18 protein-coding genes are annotated in these 15,991 nt (G+C 30.6%); 6 read left to right on the top strand and 12 right to left on the bottom strand.

All coding sequences use genetic code 11. The features are described 5' to 3' along the window. Positions 1 to 5: 5 nt before the first annotated feature. From traF to ELQ07_RS08210, 9 genes are all read right to left on the bottom strand, one after another. Complete coding sequence (gene traF / locus ELQ07_RS02145; RefSeq protein ID WP_134224663.1) at positions 6 to 509, bottom strand: conjugal transfer protein TraF; 504 nt, start codon at positions 507 to 509, stop codon at positions 6 to 8. Further along, positions 470 to 958 carry a TlpA disulfide reductase family protein gene (locus tag ELQ07_RS02140; RefSeq protein WP_070316595.1) on the bottom strand — a complete coding sequence of 163 codons (489 nt, stop codon included), beginning with the start codon at positions 956 to 958 and terminating at the stop codon, positions 470 to 472. The genes traF and ELQ07_RS02140 overlap by 40 nt, the downstream gene beginning before the upstream one ends. Then, the gene (locus tag ELQ07_RS02135; RefSeq protein WP_079862120.1) at positions 955 to 1,608 is read right to left on the bottom strand and encodes an ABC transporter ATP-binding protein; all 654 of its coding nucleotides are present in this window, start codon (positions 1,606 to 1,608) and stop codon (positions 955 to 957) included. The genes ELQ07_RS02140 and ELQ07_RS02135 overlap by 4 nt, the downstream gene beginning before the upstream one ends. Next, the gene (locus ELQ07_RS02130) at positions 1,605 to 2,723 is read right to left on the bottom strand and encodes an FtsX-like permease family protein (RefSeq protein WP_096702751.1); all 1,119 of its coding nucleotides are present in this window, start codon (positions 2,721 to 2,723) and stop codon (positions 1,605 to 1,607) included. Before ELQ07_RS02130 ends, ELQ07_RS02135 begins: the two co-directional genes overlap by 4 nt. Beyond that, the gene (locus ELQ07_RS02125; RefSeq protein ID WP_096702749.1) at positions 2,713 to 4,002 is read right to left on the bottom strand and encodes an ABC transporter permease; all 1,290 of its coding nucleotides are present in this window, start codon (positions 4,000 to 4,002) and stop codon (positions 2,713 to 2,715) included. The genes ELQ07_RS02130 and ELQ07_RS02125 overlap by 11 nt, the downstream gene beginning before the upstream one ends. Then, the gene (locus ELQ07_RS02120) at positions 3,992 to 5,395 is read right to left on the bottom strand and encodes a Fe-S-containing protein (protein WP_070316591.1); all 1,404 of its coding nucleotides are present in this window, start codon (positions 5,393 to 5,395) and stop codon (positions 3,992 to 3,994) included. Before ELQ07_RS02120 ends, ELQ07_RS02125 begins: the two co-directional genes overlap by 11 nt. Positions 5,396 to 5,477: 82 nt before the next feature. Then, positions 5,478 to 6,017 (bottom strand): iron transporter, encoded by a 540-nt coding sequence (locus ELQ07_RS02115; protein WP_002778842.1) that lies wholly within the window; start codon positions 6,015 to 6,017, stop codon positions 5,478 to 5,480. Further along, on the bottom strand, positions 6,014 to 8,104 hold the full coding sequence (locus ELQ07_RS02110) for an FTR1 family protein (protein WP_134224662.1): 2,091 nt from the start codon (positions 8,102 to 8,104) through the stop codon (positions 6,014 to 6,016). The genes ELQ07_RS02115 and ELQ07_RS02110 overlap by 4 nt, the downstream gene beginning before the upstream one ends. 347 nt (positions 8,105 to 8,451) lie before the next feature. Then, the gene (locus ELQ07_RS08210; protein WP_166738573.1) at positions 8,452 to 8,622 is read right to left on the bottom strand and encodes a hypothetical protein; all 171 of its coding nucleotides are present in this window, start codon (positions 8,620 to 8,622) and stop codon (positions 8,452 to 8,454) included. Between the two features lie 330 nt (positions 8,623 to 8,952). On the opposite strand from ELQ07_RS08210, the gene ELQ07_RS02105 reads away from it, so the two are divergent. The 6 genes from ELQ07_RS02105 to map all read left to right on the top strand — a co-directional run bounded on the left by ELQ07_RS02105 (position 8,953) and on the right by map (position 13,574). Beyond that, the gene (locus ELQ07_RS02105) at positions 8,953 to 9,135 is read left to right on the top strand and encodes a YjfB family protein (protein WP_002856010.1); all 183 of its coding nucleotides are present in this window, start codon (positions 8,953 to 8,955) and stop codon (positions 9,133 to 9,135) included. 141 nt (positions 9,136 to 9,276) lie between these two features. Continuing rightward, the gene (nhaA, locus tag ELQ07_RS02100) at positions 9,277 to 10,425 is read left to right on the top strand and encodes a Na+/H+ antiporter NhaA (RefSeq protein ID WP_070300797.1); all 1,149 of its coding nucleotides are present in this window, start codon (positions 9,277 to 9,279) and stop codon (positions 10,423 to 10,425) included. Beyond that, complete coding sequence (gene nhaA / locus ELQ07_RS02095; protein ID WP_038816441.1) at positions 10,422 to 11,591, top strand: Na+/H+ antiporter NhaA; 1,170 nt, start codon at positions 10,422 to 10,424, stop codon at positions 11,589 to 11,591. The genes nhaA (ELQ07_RS02100) and nhaA (ELQ07_RS02095) overlap by 4 nt, the downstream gene beginning before the upstream one ends. A gap of 8 nt (positions 11,592 to 11,599) precedes the next feature. Further along, positions 11,600 to 12,061, top strand: coding sequence for a C40 family peptidase (locus ELQ07_RS02090; protein WP_070316587.1), 462 nt, complete (start codon positions 11,600 to 11,602; stop codon positions 12,059 to 12,061). 1 nt (position 12,062) lies between these two features. Continuing rightward, positions 12,063 to 12,806, top strand: a complete 744-nt coding sequence (gene murI / locus ELQ07_RS02085; protein WP_004298135.1) for a glutamate racemase — start codon at positions 12,063 to 12,065, stop codon at positions 12,804 to 12,806. A gap of 9 nt (positions 12,807 to 12,815) precedes the next feature. Beyond that, positions 12,816 to 13,574: a type I methionyl aminopeptidase gene (map, locus tag ELQ07_RS02080; RefSeq protein WP_002868878.1), complete on the top strand. Its 759-nt coding sequence runs from the start codon at positions 12,816 to 12,818 to the stop codon at positions 13,572 to 13,574. Positions 13,575 to 13,943: 369 nt separating this feature from the next. Here the strand turns inward: map and ELQ07_RS02075 are convergent, their stop codons facing one another. Genes ELQ07_RS02075 through ELQ07_RS02065 form a run of 3 tightly spaced genes read right to left on the bottom strand, consistent with a single transcriptional unit; the run spans position 13,944 to position 15,989 of the window. Beyond that, positions 13,944 to 14,444 carry a flagellar FLiS export co-chaperone gene (locus ELQ07_RS02075; protein ID WP_002871263.1) on the bottom strand — a complete coding sequence of 167 codons (501 nt, stop codon included), beginning with the start codon at positions 14,442 to 14,444 and terminating at the stop codon, positions 13,944 to 13,946. Positions 14,445 to 14,499: 55 nt separating this feature from the next. After that, the gene (locus tag ELQ07_RS02070) at positions 14,500 to 15,099 is read right to left on the bottom strand and encodes an ABC-type transport auxiliary lipoprotein family protein (protein ID WP_070316585.1); all 600 of its coding nucleotides are present in this window, start codon (positions 15,097 to 15,099) and stop codon (positions 14,500 to 14,502) included. Further along, positions 15,099 to 15,989: an MlaD family protein gene (locus ELQ07_RS02065; RefSeq protein WP_070316584.1), complete on the bottom strand. Its 891-nt coding sequence runs from the start codon at positions 15,987 to 15,989 to the stop codon at positions 15,099 to 15,101. The genes ELQ07_RS02070 and ELQ07_RS02065 overlap by 1 nt, the downstream gene beginning before the upstream one ends. Between the last annotated feature and the right edge of the window lie 2 nt (positions 15,990 to 15,991).

The raw sequence follows: 15,991 nt of genomic DNA, 5'->3' as shown, positions 1-15,991 counted from the left end.
AATTTTTAGCTTTTTACTTTTTTGATTTCTTTTTCAAGTATGCTATAAGGAGTTAAGCCTATGAATTTTTCATCCATTTTTCCTTCTTTGAAAAAACTAAGCACAGGTACTCCATATATTTCCCCAATGGCACTTGAAAGGTATTTAGCTGCTCTTTTTTCATAAAACATTGCTAAATTAGATAAACCTTTTTCATCAGCCCAAGTTTTTGCATCATTTGCATCATTTACATCACCTAAAACCACAAAGATACTAAAATCATAATTTTTAGCCAAATTCTGTAAAATAGGAATTTGTTCTTTACAAACTCCGCAATCTTTTGTGAAGAATACTAAGGCAAAATTTTGCGCTTTATCATTTAGTTTTAGGCTTTTTTCAAAACCATTGTAGGCAAAATTATAGGTTTTATCACTATTTAAAGCTTTAAAATTTTCTCCACTATCACAAGCTACAAAAAATAAAGCTATGATTAAAGCAAAGAAATAAGCTTGGATTCGAAAAATTCCCATGGTTTTTCTCCTAAAATTCTATCTTTTATCATCCCATCTTTAATGATGATGGTAGTAGGGGTTGCAAACACAGCGTAACGATCATTGGTGATTTTAAGATCGTCTTTTAAAACTTTTACATTTTTAAAGTCAAATTGTTCGGCTAAAACCTTAACCACATTGGCATTATCGATGGAATTTATAGCATAAACACTGATTTTATTGGGGTGATTTTGTATGAATTCATCTAAAGAAGGGAGTTCTTTTAAGCAAGAAGGGCAGCCATTTTGAAAAAAGACTAAGATTTTTAAACTTGTGTTATCATCAGCAAGTTTTACAGCTTTTCCTAAGGTATCTTTAGCTGAAATTTCAGCGCTTTTTTCTCCAACTTTTCCAGTATCTTTTGAATTTTCAAAAGAACAAGCATTGAGCAAAAACAAAATGCTTAAGATTAAAAGGCTTTTTTTCATTTTAACACCCCATGTTGTAAGATAAGGGTTCGATCTGCGAATTTAGCCAAATCAGGATTGTGTGTGATTAAAACTATGGTTTTGCCTTCATTTTTTAATTTTTGCAAGGTTTGAAGAACGATTTGTTCATTGGCTTCATCTAAATTTCCTGTGGGTTCATCTGCGAGTAAAAGCTCTGGGTTGTTGATTAAAGCTCTTGCTATGCAAACTCTTTGTTGTTCCCCGCCACTTAATTGGCTAGGTAAATGAGTGAGTCTATGCGAAAGTCCTGCTTTTTCAAGAACCATTTTGGCATCTTCTTCATCTACGCTTGAGTGATAATACTGAGAGAGCATAACATTTTCTAAAGCGTTAAGATAGGGGATAAGATGAAATTGTTGAAAGACAAGCCCTATTTTTTCACGACGCAAGGTGATTTTTTGCTCCTCATCCATTTGCTCTAGGTTTTCATTGTCTAAGATATACTCTCCAGAGCTTGGAGTATCCATGAGTGATAGTATGTTTAAAAGCGTTGATTTTCCACTTCCTGATGGACCCATGATGGCAAGCCATTCTCCTTCATAGACGCTTAAGTTGATATTGTTTAAGGCTTTAACTTTGCCAAATTCTTTATTTAAGTTGTTTATTTTAATAAGTTCTTTTTTCATCATTCACCTTTCAAATTTTCACACACATTGATTTTTAATGCTCTTTTTATAGGAAAAAATGCAGCCAAAAAGGCAAAAATCAAAGAAATGATTAAGGCTATAAAAACAGCTATAAATCTAAAATCAATACTAGAATTAAAAATCAAATAACCAAAGACATTGGCTAAAAATATCCCACAAAAAGCTCCGATTAAACTAGCAAAAAAACTTACTATAAAGCATTCACTAGCAAAAAGTTTAAAAATTTCACTTTTTTTCGCACCCAAGGCTAAACGCAGTGCGATTTCTTTTTTGCGAGAAAATATAATAGAGCTTAAGGTCGTATTAACGCTAGTAGTGACTATGATCAATACTACAAGTATGATTAAAAACATTAAAGCTTTGATTTTTCCAAGCACTAAACCTTCACTTAAGGATACTGAAGATATAGGTTTTGCATCGATGAATTCATTGCTGATTGCTTGTGTTTTGGCTTTAACTTCATCAAAATTTCCATAAACTACAGCATTAGCATAGTTAATACCGGCTCTATCGCTTAAATTTTGCACCACGCTTAAAGGAGCTAAAACAATGCTATCAAATTCATCATTGCTTGAAAGTATGCCTTTTATGGTAAGTTTTGTGCTTTTTCCGTTGCTTGGATTGTAAATTTGAAGTTCATTGCCTGTTTTTAGTCCTAGTTGCTTGGCTAAATTAACCCCTAAAAAGGCTGAATTTTCATCAAAATCATTTAGAGAAAAGCTTCCTTCTTTAACTTCTAAAAAAGGTTTAGTGATTTTTAAAGCCCTAAAATCAGTGCCTAAAACCACTCCGCTTGTACTGCCTAAATTTAAAAAATCATACAAAAAAGGAGTTAAAGCTCTAGCCTTTAATTTTTCTTTTACTTTTTCATACTCAGCATTGGAGATAAAATTTTCATCCTGCTTAGGACTTATCATTACATTTGCTCCATAAGCTTTTAATTCTTTAGAAAGTTTGGTGTCAATATCAAAATAAATATTTAAAAAAGCTGAGCAAGTAAGTGCTCCTATAAAAACACTTAAAACTATAATAAAAAGTCTTTGATAAGAAAAGCTAATGCTTTTAAAAAGTTCATTAAGGAAAAACTTATCTACCATAAAGCACTCCTGCGGCTGAAAGTTGTGTGATATTTTTGATAGGAAGCAAGCAACCTAGCAAGGCAATAAGTCCTGCAAAAATAAAGCTTAAAGGTAAAGCTACAAAGGCTATATCAATAAAATATCCAAAAATACTAAGACTGATGATTTGAGAAAGTGCTGTGCCAAAAATAAATCCAAATAAAGCAGCAAATAAAGCTACGATTAAATTTTCACTAGCAAAGATGAGATAAATTTGAAAAGTATTAGCACCAAGCACTTTTAAAAGTCCTATTTCTTTTTTTCTACGATGAATTTCAGAACTCATCAGACTTGAAATCGCAATACTTGCAACAATAAGACAAATAATACAAGTAATGCCCATTAAGGATTGGATCTTTTTAACCACCAAGCTTTGAGCATCGCTTATAGCATTTAGAGCTTTTGCATCAGCACCTGGTAAGCCATCGCTAATTTGACTAGCGATTGAGCCTACATAAGCTGAGCAATACCATTTGTCATATTCTAACTGATCTAATTTTTCTTCGCCCATGCGACGCACTTTTTCAGAAAGGGCTGATTCAGGTATGGTAAAAGCTCTTACTTCTGCACTTGAGTAAAGCCCTTGTTTGTTGAGTAAATCTTGAGCTAAATTTAAAGGAGTGATGATTTTATTTGACATTTTAGGATTGGCATGAAGTAAAATGCCTACGATTTTTGCTTCTTTGCTTTGATTGTTTTCTCCTATGAGTTTGATAGTATCTCCTAATTTTAGTTTATTGTTTTTAGCAAAGTCTTCGCCTAGCATGATTTCATTGCTATCATCTTTTGCCCATTCTCCTTGGACTGCTAAATAAGGATAAAGACTTTTTATACCTGTGATATAATCATCATCATCTTTAATTTTTATGGCTTTTTGAAAGTAAGTGCCATAAATAAGTGCTTTTTGCTGGGAGTTTTCAATTGCGATTTTACCTTCTAAAAAAGGAGCAAGTGCGGTGATGTTGTTACGCCAATAAATGTCTTTAATCATATATAAATTTTTTTCTTCTAGGTAGTTTTTGTTTTTTAAGGGTTCATAAAGTTCATTACCTATTTCTATACTAAGACTTGAGCCTTTGGGTAAAACAAGGATATTAGAGCCATAGCTTTTGAGTTGTTTAGTTACTTCATCGCCTATACTTAGGGTAATATTTAGCATAGTAGAGAGCAAAAGCGTGGCTAAAAAACAAGTAAGAAAGGCTAAAAATTTTTGAATTTTGTTTTTAAATATAGAGTTAAAAATCATTTTAGCCAACATCGTTTCTCCTTTGGATTAAAAATTGGGCTTCGTTTTCTTCTACATATTTTATAGGATCTTTTTTAAATTCTTCATAGTTGTTTTGATTTGAAAAATAATAAGTAATCCCTTTATAGCTATAAGAAAAAGGAGCTTGGGTGTTTATAACCTTTGTTTTTGATACAGGATCTTGCACTTCAATTTCCTTGATTTGACTAAAATAATTAGATCCTGCTATTACATCTTTAACATCTATGGTGATTTTTTTACCATCGTATTCGTATTTGAGTGGGATAGGATTGCAACCCCCGCTTTTGCCTACACTAGGTAAGAAAATACGCACATTGCAAGAAATGCAAATGAGTTGTCCATCTTTTTTGATATAGCCCATATCTCCACAAATCATACAAGCATCAAAAACAGCTACAGGAGAATCCCTATCTTCTCTTTTGTTGATAAGAAAAAACCTTATCACCTTGCCTTCAGCACTGATATAAGCAAAGCGGTGGAGTTTGTTGTCCCTTAAAAGAGCTATATCAAAGATAAATTTGCCATTCTTATCGGGTAAAATTTCTTTAGGCTCATCTATGGTTAAAGGCTTAGAGCTTACCATAAAAAAGTATAAAATAATGCAAAAACTTATAACACAGGAGATAAAAACACTGGAAAAATAACGATTAATAAGACTTGTTTTAGCTTCGTTTTTGCGATAATTTATATCTAAAATTTGTTTTTTGCTTATATTTTTTTTGCGAATTTTTAAGCTTAAGAATGCTAAAAAAGCGATGAAAATTAAATAAACATAAATTCCAAAAACACCAAAATAATTACTTTTTCCTACAAAACTCACCAAAAAAGTATGAGTTTCTATGATGGAATTTCGCATTAAAGTAAGCAAGATATTGGCTAGAGCTTTATCGCTTTCCATAAGGATAAGCAGTAAAAACAGCATAAAGCTTGTTTTTTGATTAAAATTTTTTTGCCATTTTAAAAAGAAGAAAATCAAAATACAAACAAGCAAGGCTAAAGCAATAAAACCTAAAGAACTTATACCTTCGCTATCGATTAAAGAGCTAGTAAAAATAGGGAAATCTTGACTTAAAAAATAATAATGCAAAGCGGTGCAAAAACTTAAAATTCCCAATAAAATAAAATTTAAAATTTCAATTTTTTTCCAAAAATAAAATATAAAGCTTACTAGCAATAAACCTATAAAAACAAAATCAAAATTAAAGATTAAATTTTCGGTTTTTAAAAATTGTGCCGCGATAAAAAAAGCAAAATATCCAAACAAAAAGCCCAAAAAAACTACTAAAAAACTTTTAAAAATATATTTTTTATCAGGAGTGATAAAGGCCATTAAAATACTTAGCGGTAAAACACTGATAAGAAAATGCACAAAATATATACTCATAATTTACTCTTTAAACATTGTTATTTTAATTTTTCAAATAAAAATAAAAATATTTAAACACTCGGAAAATCCGAGCGTAAAATCATTTTGGCGTGCCTGTGTATTTGAATTTATAATCTACTTTAAAAGGTTCAAACCACTTGCCCACGCCTGTTTCTTCATCAACATGGCGTCCAAAACCTTGTTTTTCTGGATTTGAGATATAAAAAGTAAGTTCATAATTTCCTACGCCAAAGCCACCTTTTTTATCTTTTTCCATAGCGATATTTGCGCCATAGTGAGGACCATCATCAGCCACCATAGGCATCAAAGTTCCGCGTTTAATTGCACCTGTGTCGGTATTTTTAAGTTCATAAGCTATGGTTAAATAAGGCATCCAAAAACCTTCTGGAAAACCATTTGGATTGTTTTTAAGTGCGTGAATGTCAGCTTCTAGGTGAATATCTGCTAAAGATGCAGCTAAATCAATACCTCTTGGCTCCATTTCAATAGGTTGTAAATAAACAGCGGCTATTTCCATGCCATTAAGTTCTTTTGGATCGCCGATTGGCACTTCGCCTGCAAATAAATTTGTACTAATAACCGCAGCTGCAGCAACTACTGATAAAACTTTTTTTATCATGATTTTACTCCTTTTTTTGAAATTTGTTTTGTTATCAAAATGCCAATAATTAGCATGATCAAAACTATAAATTGAGGGATTAAAGTCTCATAGTAAGGATAAATTCCAAGCCATAAAATCGGTTCAAAATTCATAGGTATAAGACTAGGAATGATGATTTTTCCTTCTATGAGTTCAGCTATGCCTTTGCCTGTAAAAACAAAAACCATGTAAAAAATAATGTAAGAAGTGATATAGAAAAATTGTTTTACAGGTATGCGAATGGCTCCTGCTTTTAAAAGAAAATATAAAACAATAAGTATTAAAATTCCAAGTCCAAGCCCGCCAAAAACAGCACTAAAATCAGTGCTTGTTTTAGCATCAAAAAGCAAGGCTTGATAAAAAAGCACAGTTTCTGCACCTTCTCTATAAACAGCTAAAAATACGGTGATCCAAAGGGTTTTTGCACTATTGTTTGATATGGCATCTATAGCACCTTGTTTGATAAAGCTTGTCCATTTTTTATTTTGTGCGTTTGAAAGTAACCAAAAGCCCACATAAAAGAGTAGCAATACGGCTATAAGCATGGTAATACCCTCTATAAGCTCTCTACTTTGTCCCGCATTTTCTTTAAATAGCCAAGAAACTCCAAAAGCGGTAACAAAACTTAAAATCACTCCTGTAAAAAGAGCACTATAGGCGATATTTAGACGATTTTTATTACCACTTTGCACAAGATAAGAAACAATGGCTACAACGATAATCAAAGCTTCCAAGCCTTCACGCAAAATAATACCTAAAGCCCATATAAACAGCGAATAAGGAGTAGAATCTTGAATTTTATCCACACTGCTTGCTATGAGTTGTTCTAAGTCATTAAAAGTAGCTTCAAGCTCTTTTTTATCTGCACTTGCTTTAATCAGTGCCACACCTTTGGAAAATAAACTTTCTATTTTAAGTTTTAAGCCACTATCTACAGCACCGATTTTATTTTCCATACCGCTTGCTTCAAAAATATCTAGATAAATTCCTTGTAAATCATCTACTATAGAAGCACTAAAGCCATCATAATTTTTTAAAATTTCATCTAAAGCAAGTTTGATATCATTAGAAACTTTGGTATAATCTTTGCCTTTTGCTTCATCATTAAAGCCTGAAATTTGCAAACTTGAAAGTTCTGAATTTGGAATTTGTAAGAAAACATCAAAAATTTGTTCTTCTATGTTATCTAAGCCATCTCTTAAGCCTTTTTCATCTATTTTTGCATCGTTGATTTGGCGTATAAGGGTGCGTATGGCTTGTTGAATTTTTTGATCGTTTCCTGCTTTGGTAAATTTATTTACTAAAATTTCTACTTTGGTATTGCGATAATCACTAAATAAGGCATCATTTAAAAAATCTTTACTAGCTTGGTAGTTTTTTTCTTTAAAAGCATTAGCTGCCTGTGAAAATTTGGTAGAGATATTATCTAGTATAAATTGCAATCTTGCGTCCATTGCAGCGGCAGCTTGTAAATCAGCGCTTGCATTATCATCTGTAAGTTTGCTTGTGTCGTCGTTTGCAGGTATAGGAGCTTGGGTGGTTAAAGAACTTTGTGCTAAATCTTTTTTATCCACGCCCATCATTTGTGCGATTAAAGCTTCTGCATCAGCTTCGCGTTTGGCATTGGCTTCTAGGCTTGATTTTTCAGCTTTAGTCTTATCATAGTTTGTATCGCTTGCTTCTGCTTTTAAACGATATCCATTTTGTAAAATAGGGGCTACTTCATCAAGATCATAATAAAGGCTATCCACTAAAGCATTAATTTGTGTTAAAGGAGCTTCATCTTTATACATACGACGCAAATTTACAAATTTACGCTCCATGGTGATGGCTTTTCTTCCTATGTTTCTTCCTATAGGGCCTTCCATATTTTCAAAATGTTGAAAATACGCATCTTCGCTAAGCTTTTTAGCACCTAGATTATCACCCTTTTTGTAAGTTTCTATGCTTTGTTTTAGCATGTCTTTGATAAGATTTGCTTCATTAATATAATCATCTACTCTAGCAAAAGCTGAGCTTGATAAAAAAATACTTATAATTAAAAATATAATTTTAAAAATTTTCATTATCATTATCCTTAGTTTTTGATAAAAATAATATTTATTATCAAAATAAATAATGGCTAGTATAATATTAAAAATCTTAAATAGAACTAAAAAATAAGCTTTTGTATCGATAATATTTTTTATTAATTGTATTTAAGATATATTTTAATAAATTTTTAAATATATCTTATTTTTGTGATTTAATATGGGTTGTTTTTAAGTATCGCAAGGTTTTCTTTTAAGCTATGCACTTTGGGATATTGTTTTTGCATTTTTAATTTTTCCTTTTTTGATGTTTTAAAAGCTTAATAAAAATCAAAAAATCATTTATTGTATTCTTCAAGGAGATGGTTATAGCATATTTTAGATTAAGCAGATATATCCAAAAGTTTATCTTTTTTGTTGGTATCCGTGTTTGTAGAATTGCTATTATCTTTATTTGCTTCTTCTTTCTCAGCTTTAGCTTCTACTTTTTCTTTTTTTTCTTGAAATTTTAAATTTGTATCTACTATTCCCCTACAAGGTGTATTAAGTAACATTAGCAAACTCCTATATAATTGCAATAGCTTTTTAAGTTGTAATTTTTGATTATATTATAAATCGTATAAATAAGATAAAACTTAAATTTATTGAAGTAAAATTTTATCTATTTCATTTGCTTCTAAAAGTATCAACTATTTATATTTTGCTTATTGTTTCATAGTGTAAAAATTTTTAAAATAGGATTTTATCTTAAAAAATTTATGATTTTTAATTTCAGATATTGGTTTCCTTGAAAAATTTTAAAAAGTTTAGTAAAAAATATTAAGTTTTAAAAATATCATCCGATTTAAATAAAGTCTTAAGACTCAATCTAAAAGGAGGATGATATGGTTTCAGATGTTTCTATGGGTAATGCTAATTTAATGACTGCTGTTAATACTTCAGTTTTGAAAAAATCTATGGACACAAACGAGGCATTGATGAATGAACTCATCGAAGGTATGGAAGGTGTCTCTCAAGCCTCCGCTCCACAAGTTTCTAGCTCTAGTGGTTTGGATATTTACGCTTAAATATCTTAAGAATAAGCTTAAGAACTTGTTGGTATCTTGAGCTTGTTTTTTTAAATAATTATTTCTTTAGTATTTTTTCGTTATAATTTTGCCATTTTATTTATCGTATTAAATTTTTATAATATTTATTTAGGAGCAAGGATGCAAATGATAAAGAAGATGGTTTTAAGTGAAACTTTCCCTGGTATTTTGCTTATATTTTTTACATTTTTAGCCTTATTATGTAAAAATTCTTCTTTAAGTGTTATTTATACAGATTTTTTTCATGCTAATTTTACAGTAGGATTTGATCATTTTCAAATTTCAAAGTCGTTGGATTTATGGATAAATGATGGTTTGATAGCTATATTTTTTCTATGTATAGGGCTTGAGTTAAAATATGAAATTTTACGCGGACAGCTTAAAAATATAAGAGCTGTATCTTTACCTATATTTGGAGCTTTGGGGGGTATGATTACTCCTGCTTTAATTTTTGCTGCTATTAATTATTCCCATGGTTTTGCTATGAAAGGTTGGGCAATACCTACAGCAACCGATATAGCTTTTGCAGTGGGTATTTTGATGCTTTTAGGAAATAAAATTCCTACAAGTTTAAAGCTTTTTTTACTTTCTTTAGCTATTTTTGATGATTTGGGCGCTATTGTTATCATTGCTTTATTTTATACAGATCAGCTTTCAGCTTTGGCGATTATTATTTGTTTGTTTTGTATATTTGCTCTACTTTTGTTAAATTATTATCACATCACCCATCTTTCTTTGTATGTGTTAGTAGGTGTTGTATTGTGGATAGCTATGCTTAAAAGTGGAGTACATGCGACTTTGGCTGGTGTGATCATTTCTTTATTTATACCGCTTGATACAAAAAATAAAAAACCTTATTTGCATGAAGTTCTTAAGGATTTAAATCCTTGGGTGGTTTATTTTATCTTGCCTTTATTTGCTTTTGCTAATGCTGGGATTGATATCCGAGATATGCATCTTGGTTCGGTATTTTCGCCTGTAAGTCTTGGAATTATTCTAGGATTATTTTTAGGAAAGCAACTAGGTGTTTTTACTTTTTGTTTTATTGCTATCAAACTTAAGCTTGCAAAACTACCTGAAAATATTAAATATGGAAAATTTTATGGTATATGTATTTTAACAGGCATTGGTTTTACGATGAGTTTGTTTATTGATGGTTTGGCTTATAAAAATAGTGATATTTTTGAACATGCGGATAAACTTGCTATTTTAATAGCTAGTTTTTTAAGTGCCATTGTTGGTTTTATTTATCTTAAGATTGTTAAATGAATAATATAGTACATAAATTAAAAACTTTAGTTTTAAACGAGGCTTTTGGTGGTGTTTTACTTATAGTTTGTACTTTGCTTGCTTTGCTTGTGCAAAATGGATCTTTTAGCGAACATTATCGAGAATTTCTAAATTTAAAAGTCGGATTTAGCGTAGGTGAATTTGAGCTTAATAAGCCTTTTTTACTTTGGATAAATGATGGGCTTATATCTATATTTTTCTTTGCTATAGGGCTTGAGCTTAAGAAGGAATTTTTGCACGGGGATTTTAAAAATCCTAAAAATATTGTTTTACCTTTTATGGCTGCTTTAGGAGGTATACTTATACCTGCGATGTTGTTTGCTTTGGTAAATATAGGAGATGCTTATACTTTAAAAGGTTGGGCTATACCTACAGCTACAGATACAGCGTTTGCCTTAGCGATTTTAATGATGTGTGGCAAGCATATTCCATCAAGTTTAAAAATTTTCTTACTTTCTTTGGCTATTTTTGATGATGTGGGTGCTATTTTAATTATAGCTATTTTTTATACGACAAAATTATCAATAGTTGCTTTTGTCGTTGCAGGAATTGCTATTTTGGCAATGCTTGTTTTAAATATTTTAGGAATAACAAGAAAGTCTTTTTATTTTATTTGCTCAGTTATTCTTTGGATTAGTGTTTTAAAAAGTGGTGTGCATGCAACTTTAGCTGGAATCATAACAGCATTTTTTATACCGATGCAAACTAAAAATGGAGAAGCATTTTTAGAAGAAATCTATGAAAGTCTAAAATTTTGGCTCGCTTTTGTTATCTTGCCTTTATTTGCTTTTGCTAACGCTGGAGTAAATTTATCCAATATCGATATAGGAGCAATTTTTTCAGGTGTAAGTATAGGTATTTTCTTGGGGCTTTTTGTGGGTAAACAAGTGGGTGTATTTTTGTTTTCTTATTTGGCAATCCGTTTTAAATTTGCAGCCTTGCCCCAAGGTTCAAATTTGAAACAACTTTATGGGGTTTGTATACTTACAGGAATTGGTTTTACAATGAGTTTGTTTATCGATGGCTTGGCGTATGAAGTTAGCGATATTTTTAATTATGCAGATAATTTAGCTATTCTCATAGCTTCATTTTGTTCTGGGATTTGGGGTTTTATTTATCTTAAATTCTTTGCTGCTCGATCTTAAGGGGATTGATGAGGCATATTTTTTTCATCATCACGATTATATTCTTTATAAGCGGATGTAGTTTTTATCAGAATTTAAACTATACTCGTCCAATTTATAATACAAATAAAGAAACAAAACTTAAGACTATAGCACATGAATGGAAAAAAACTCCTTATGTTTTAGGTGGAATTACTAAAAAAGGTGCTGATTGTTCAGGATTTACACAGAGTGCATTAGCTCAGCTTAATATACGCATACCTCGCACCACAAAAACTCAATTAGGTTCTGGGAGAAAAGTTTCTAAATCAAAATTGCAAACAGGAGATTTGGTATTTTTTAAGACAGGTAGAGGGCCAAATGGTATGCATGTTGGTATTTATATGAGCAAGGGAAAATTTATACATTTATCTACTAAAGGTGGAGTAAAAGAAGTCGAGCTAAATAGTTCTTATTGGAAGGCTCGTTATATAGGAGCAAGAAGGTATTAAAGTGAAAATAGGTGTATTTGATAGCGGGGTAGGGGGGCTTAGCGTTTTAAAATCTCTTTATGAAGCTAGACTTTTTGATGAAATTATCTATTATGGAGATACCGCAAGAGTTCCTTATGGAGTAAAAGATAAAGATACTATTATAAAGTTCTGTCTTGAAGCATTGGAATTTTTTGAACAATTTCAAATTGATATGCTTATCATTGCATGTAATACTGCTAGTGCTTATGCTTTAGATGCTTTAAGGACAAAAGCACATTTTCCAGTATATGGTGTAATTGATGCAGGGGTTGAAGCAACGATAAAAGCTTTGCATGATAAAAATAAAGAAATTTTAGTCATTGCAACAAAAGCAACCATTAAATCAGAAGAATACCAAAAGCGTTTATTATCCCAAGGATATACAAATATAAATGCTTTAGCTACAGGGCTTTTTGTGCCTATGGTTGAAGAAGGTATTTTTGAAGGAGATTTTTTGCAAAGTGCTATGGAGTATTATTTTAAAAATATCACAACTCCAGATGCTTTGATACTCGCTTGCACTCATTTCCCTTTACTAGGTCGTTCTTTAAGTAAGTATTTTGGCGATAAAACAAAATTAATTCATTCAGGAGATGCCATAGTTGAATTTCTTAAAGAAAGAGAAAATATAGATTTGAAAAATCATAAAGCAAGATTACATTTTTATGCTTCAAGCGATGTTGAATCTTTAAAAAATACTGCTAAAATTTGGCTAAATTTATAAGGAAATAAAATGATAGAATTGAAAAAACCAGATGAAATAGAAAAATTAAGAATAGCAAATCAAATTGTAGCAAAAACTTTAAATTTTTTAGAGAATGAAATTAAAATAGGAATGAGCTTAAAACAAATTGATAAAATGGCAGAAGATTATATTTTAAGCCTTGGCGCCAAGCCATCATTTAAGGGACTTTATGGTTTTCCAGGTGCCATTTGCACATCTTTAAATCAAGTTTGTATCCATGGAATTCCAGATGATAAAATTATCAAAGAGGGTGATATTTTAGGTCTTGATGTGGGAAGTTTGATTGATGGGTATTATGGGGATGCAGCAAGAACTATTGCTATAGGAGAAGTTTCACCCACTGATAAAGCTTTAATCTCTTGTGCTAAAGATGCGTTATATCATGCTATAGATATTATTCGTGATGGAATGCGTTTTAAGGAACTTTCAGCTGCTTTAGGCGAATTTATCCATGCAAGAGGTTTTGTCCCGCTTCGTGGATATTGCGGGCATGGTATAGGACGAAAGCCCCATGGAGAGCCTGAAATTTTAAACTATTTAGAAAAAGGTGCGAGTGCAAAAAGTGGCCCTAAAATTAAAAATGGAATGGTGTTTTGCATAGAGCCTATGATATGCCAAAAAGATGGAACACCAAAGCATTATAATGGAAAATGGGATGCTGGAAGTATTGATGGGCTGAATGCGGCTCATTATGAACATTGTGTTGCCGTGATTAATGGGCGTGCTGAAATTCTTTCTATGATATGATATTAAATTATAAAATAATATTTTTTTCTTAAAATTCTAAAAATTTAAAATTTTTTAAATAATATTGTAGTAATATTCTTTAATAATTTAAGTTACTAAATAATATTTTTATCATATATTAAGTGTTATTAGAATAAAGTGCCACATTGTATTAAACTAAAACATAAATATGGTTAGATAATTTAATAATTTTTATTAAATTATCTAAATATTTATTTTAGTTTAAAGAGATCTTTTAAGATCTCGTTTGGGTTAGGCTATTTCCCTCCCCCTTTTTATTCGTAGCCTAACTCTCTTTTAAGAGTTTGGAAAATCTCTTTAAGCTAAAATATATTATATTTGCTTAAAGAGAACAAACGATTACTATTCTTATTTAAATAAATTTTTAAAATCCATTGTAGAGTTATAAATTCCAGCATTATCCATAGTTTCGCCCATAGTAATTGCGGTTGCTAATTCTGATAGAATGATTTTTATTTCATCTCTTTTATCTTGTATATAGGCCAATACACCTTCATAATTACTTGTTTGAAGAATTAAAAGCGGATTAGCAATTTCAAATTCAAAAAGTTTTTTACCAACATAAACATTGAAAATATTTCCAAAAAGGGCTGTTCCCATGAAAGAGCAGTTTTGTATAAGTTGTGATGCTGTGGCATCAAGAGTTCTTTTTTGCATATCATCTGAATTTTCATCTATTCTTTCTAGAATGCTTTTTTCTATTTTTTTTAAAGACATATCAAGTACTTGAAGTGCTCCTATAAAATCATTTGCATCATTGATTTGAGAGCAAATTTGATTTGCTTTAAATTCATTCACGCTTTGAATTTCGCCTAAGTGTTTTTTAAATATATCTAAATCACTTTTCATTGTTTACCTTTCAAAAATATTGCTAAATATTTAAAAAGCAAAAAGTGTTCCTAAATTAGGATAAGTTAGAATTTACCCAAAAAACAATCTCATTGCCAATTTTATTCAAGGCTTTTTGAAAAGCATCATAAGTAGAGCGGATATCTTTTTTTTCTATTTTTTCTTTAGTATTGAAAATTTTATGAGCTATTATTTGATTGTTTTCAAGATTTATGAAATTTACGCTTATAGAAATTTGAGCGTAGTTTTCATTGTTATTAAGAATTTGCTCAAAAGAGTTAATCCTGCTTTCAAGAGCATAATCCGCGCTTAAAGAGCTTGTTGAAGAAAGTAAGGTTGTAAAAATATTGCTTTGTTCAAATTTTGACAAAATTAAAAAAGAATAAAGATTGCTTGGCAAATCTCCCCAGAAATAATGTGCGTATTTGTTGCTAAAACCATTATCTATATAAACAATAGCTCGCGAGTTTAAATACAAAGGTGCATTTGCATTGCGAATTTTAAGAATTTTACTGGTTTTTTTAAAAAAAATATTTGAGTCTATTCCTTCGTCTTTTAATATGATATTTTCATTTTTATTGATGGTTTCGTGTCTTAAAGAGCATCCGCATAACATAAAAATAAAAGTCAAAATATAGAATAATTGCTTTAGCATTATTTTTCTCCTGGTCCTAGTTTAGGTTTGGTTTCTTTAAAAATCAAATCAGCAGGGCTGTTTTGTAAATTTTCTATTAGAATATTGCTTTCAATTAAAACTCGTTTAAAAAGCTCTAAATTTTGCATCAAAGATGCTTTAATATCATCATAAGTGTTTAATTTTTCATCAGCTTTTTTTATGAATTTTTTTAAAATCATCGTACTTTCTTTTATGTCTTTAAGACTGGAGTTGAAATTTTGTGCACTAAGGCTTATATTATCAGCCATTTTTCCTATTTTTAAACTTGCGTTTGAAAGATTAAGGCTTAAATTTTTAGAATTAGCGTTTAAATTTGCACTTAATTCTGCTAGATTTTGCAAAAGGATTTCTAGATTTTTAAGATTTTTTTCGCTTAAAAGTTCTTTTGATTTATCATCGGCCGTTTTAACCAAAGAAAAAATATGTTCACTTTGTCTGTCTATGGTTGCTAAAAAACTTTCTTTAAAAGGAATGACTGGAAGTTTTCCGTGGATAGATACTAGATCTTTACTATTTTTACTTCCGCCTTGAAGTTGGACAAATTTAAGTCCTGTGATACCTTGAAGTTGCAAAGTAGCAAAAGTATCTTCTTTTATAGGCGTGTTATTTTTGACCTTGATGCGTATGTTAACGCCGAGTTCATCTTGATTGTAAATGCTGATTTCTTCTACGCTACCTACTTCCACACCCAAAAGCCTTACAGGTGCTTTTATGCCAAGTCCTGCAACGGATTCTTGTGTGTGAATTTCATAATACTTAAAACTTTCTTCTTTAGAGTATCCACCAAGCCAAAGTATGAAACCAAGGCTTGCAAAAAATACTCCAAAAACAAAAAGTCCTACAAAAAAATAATTTGCTCTATTTTCCACTT

The sequence above is a fragment of the Campylobacter sp. US55 genome (assembly GCF_004378955.1).
Classification (GTDB): Bacteria; Campylobacterota; Campylobacteria; order Campylobacterales; family Campylobacteraceae; genus Campylobacter_D; species Campylobacter_D jejuni.
This window is presented reverse-complemented; position numbering and strand designations above follow the sequence as displayed.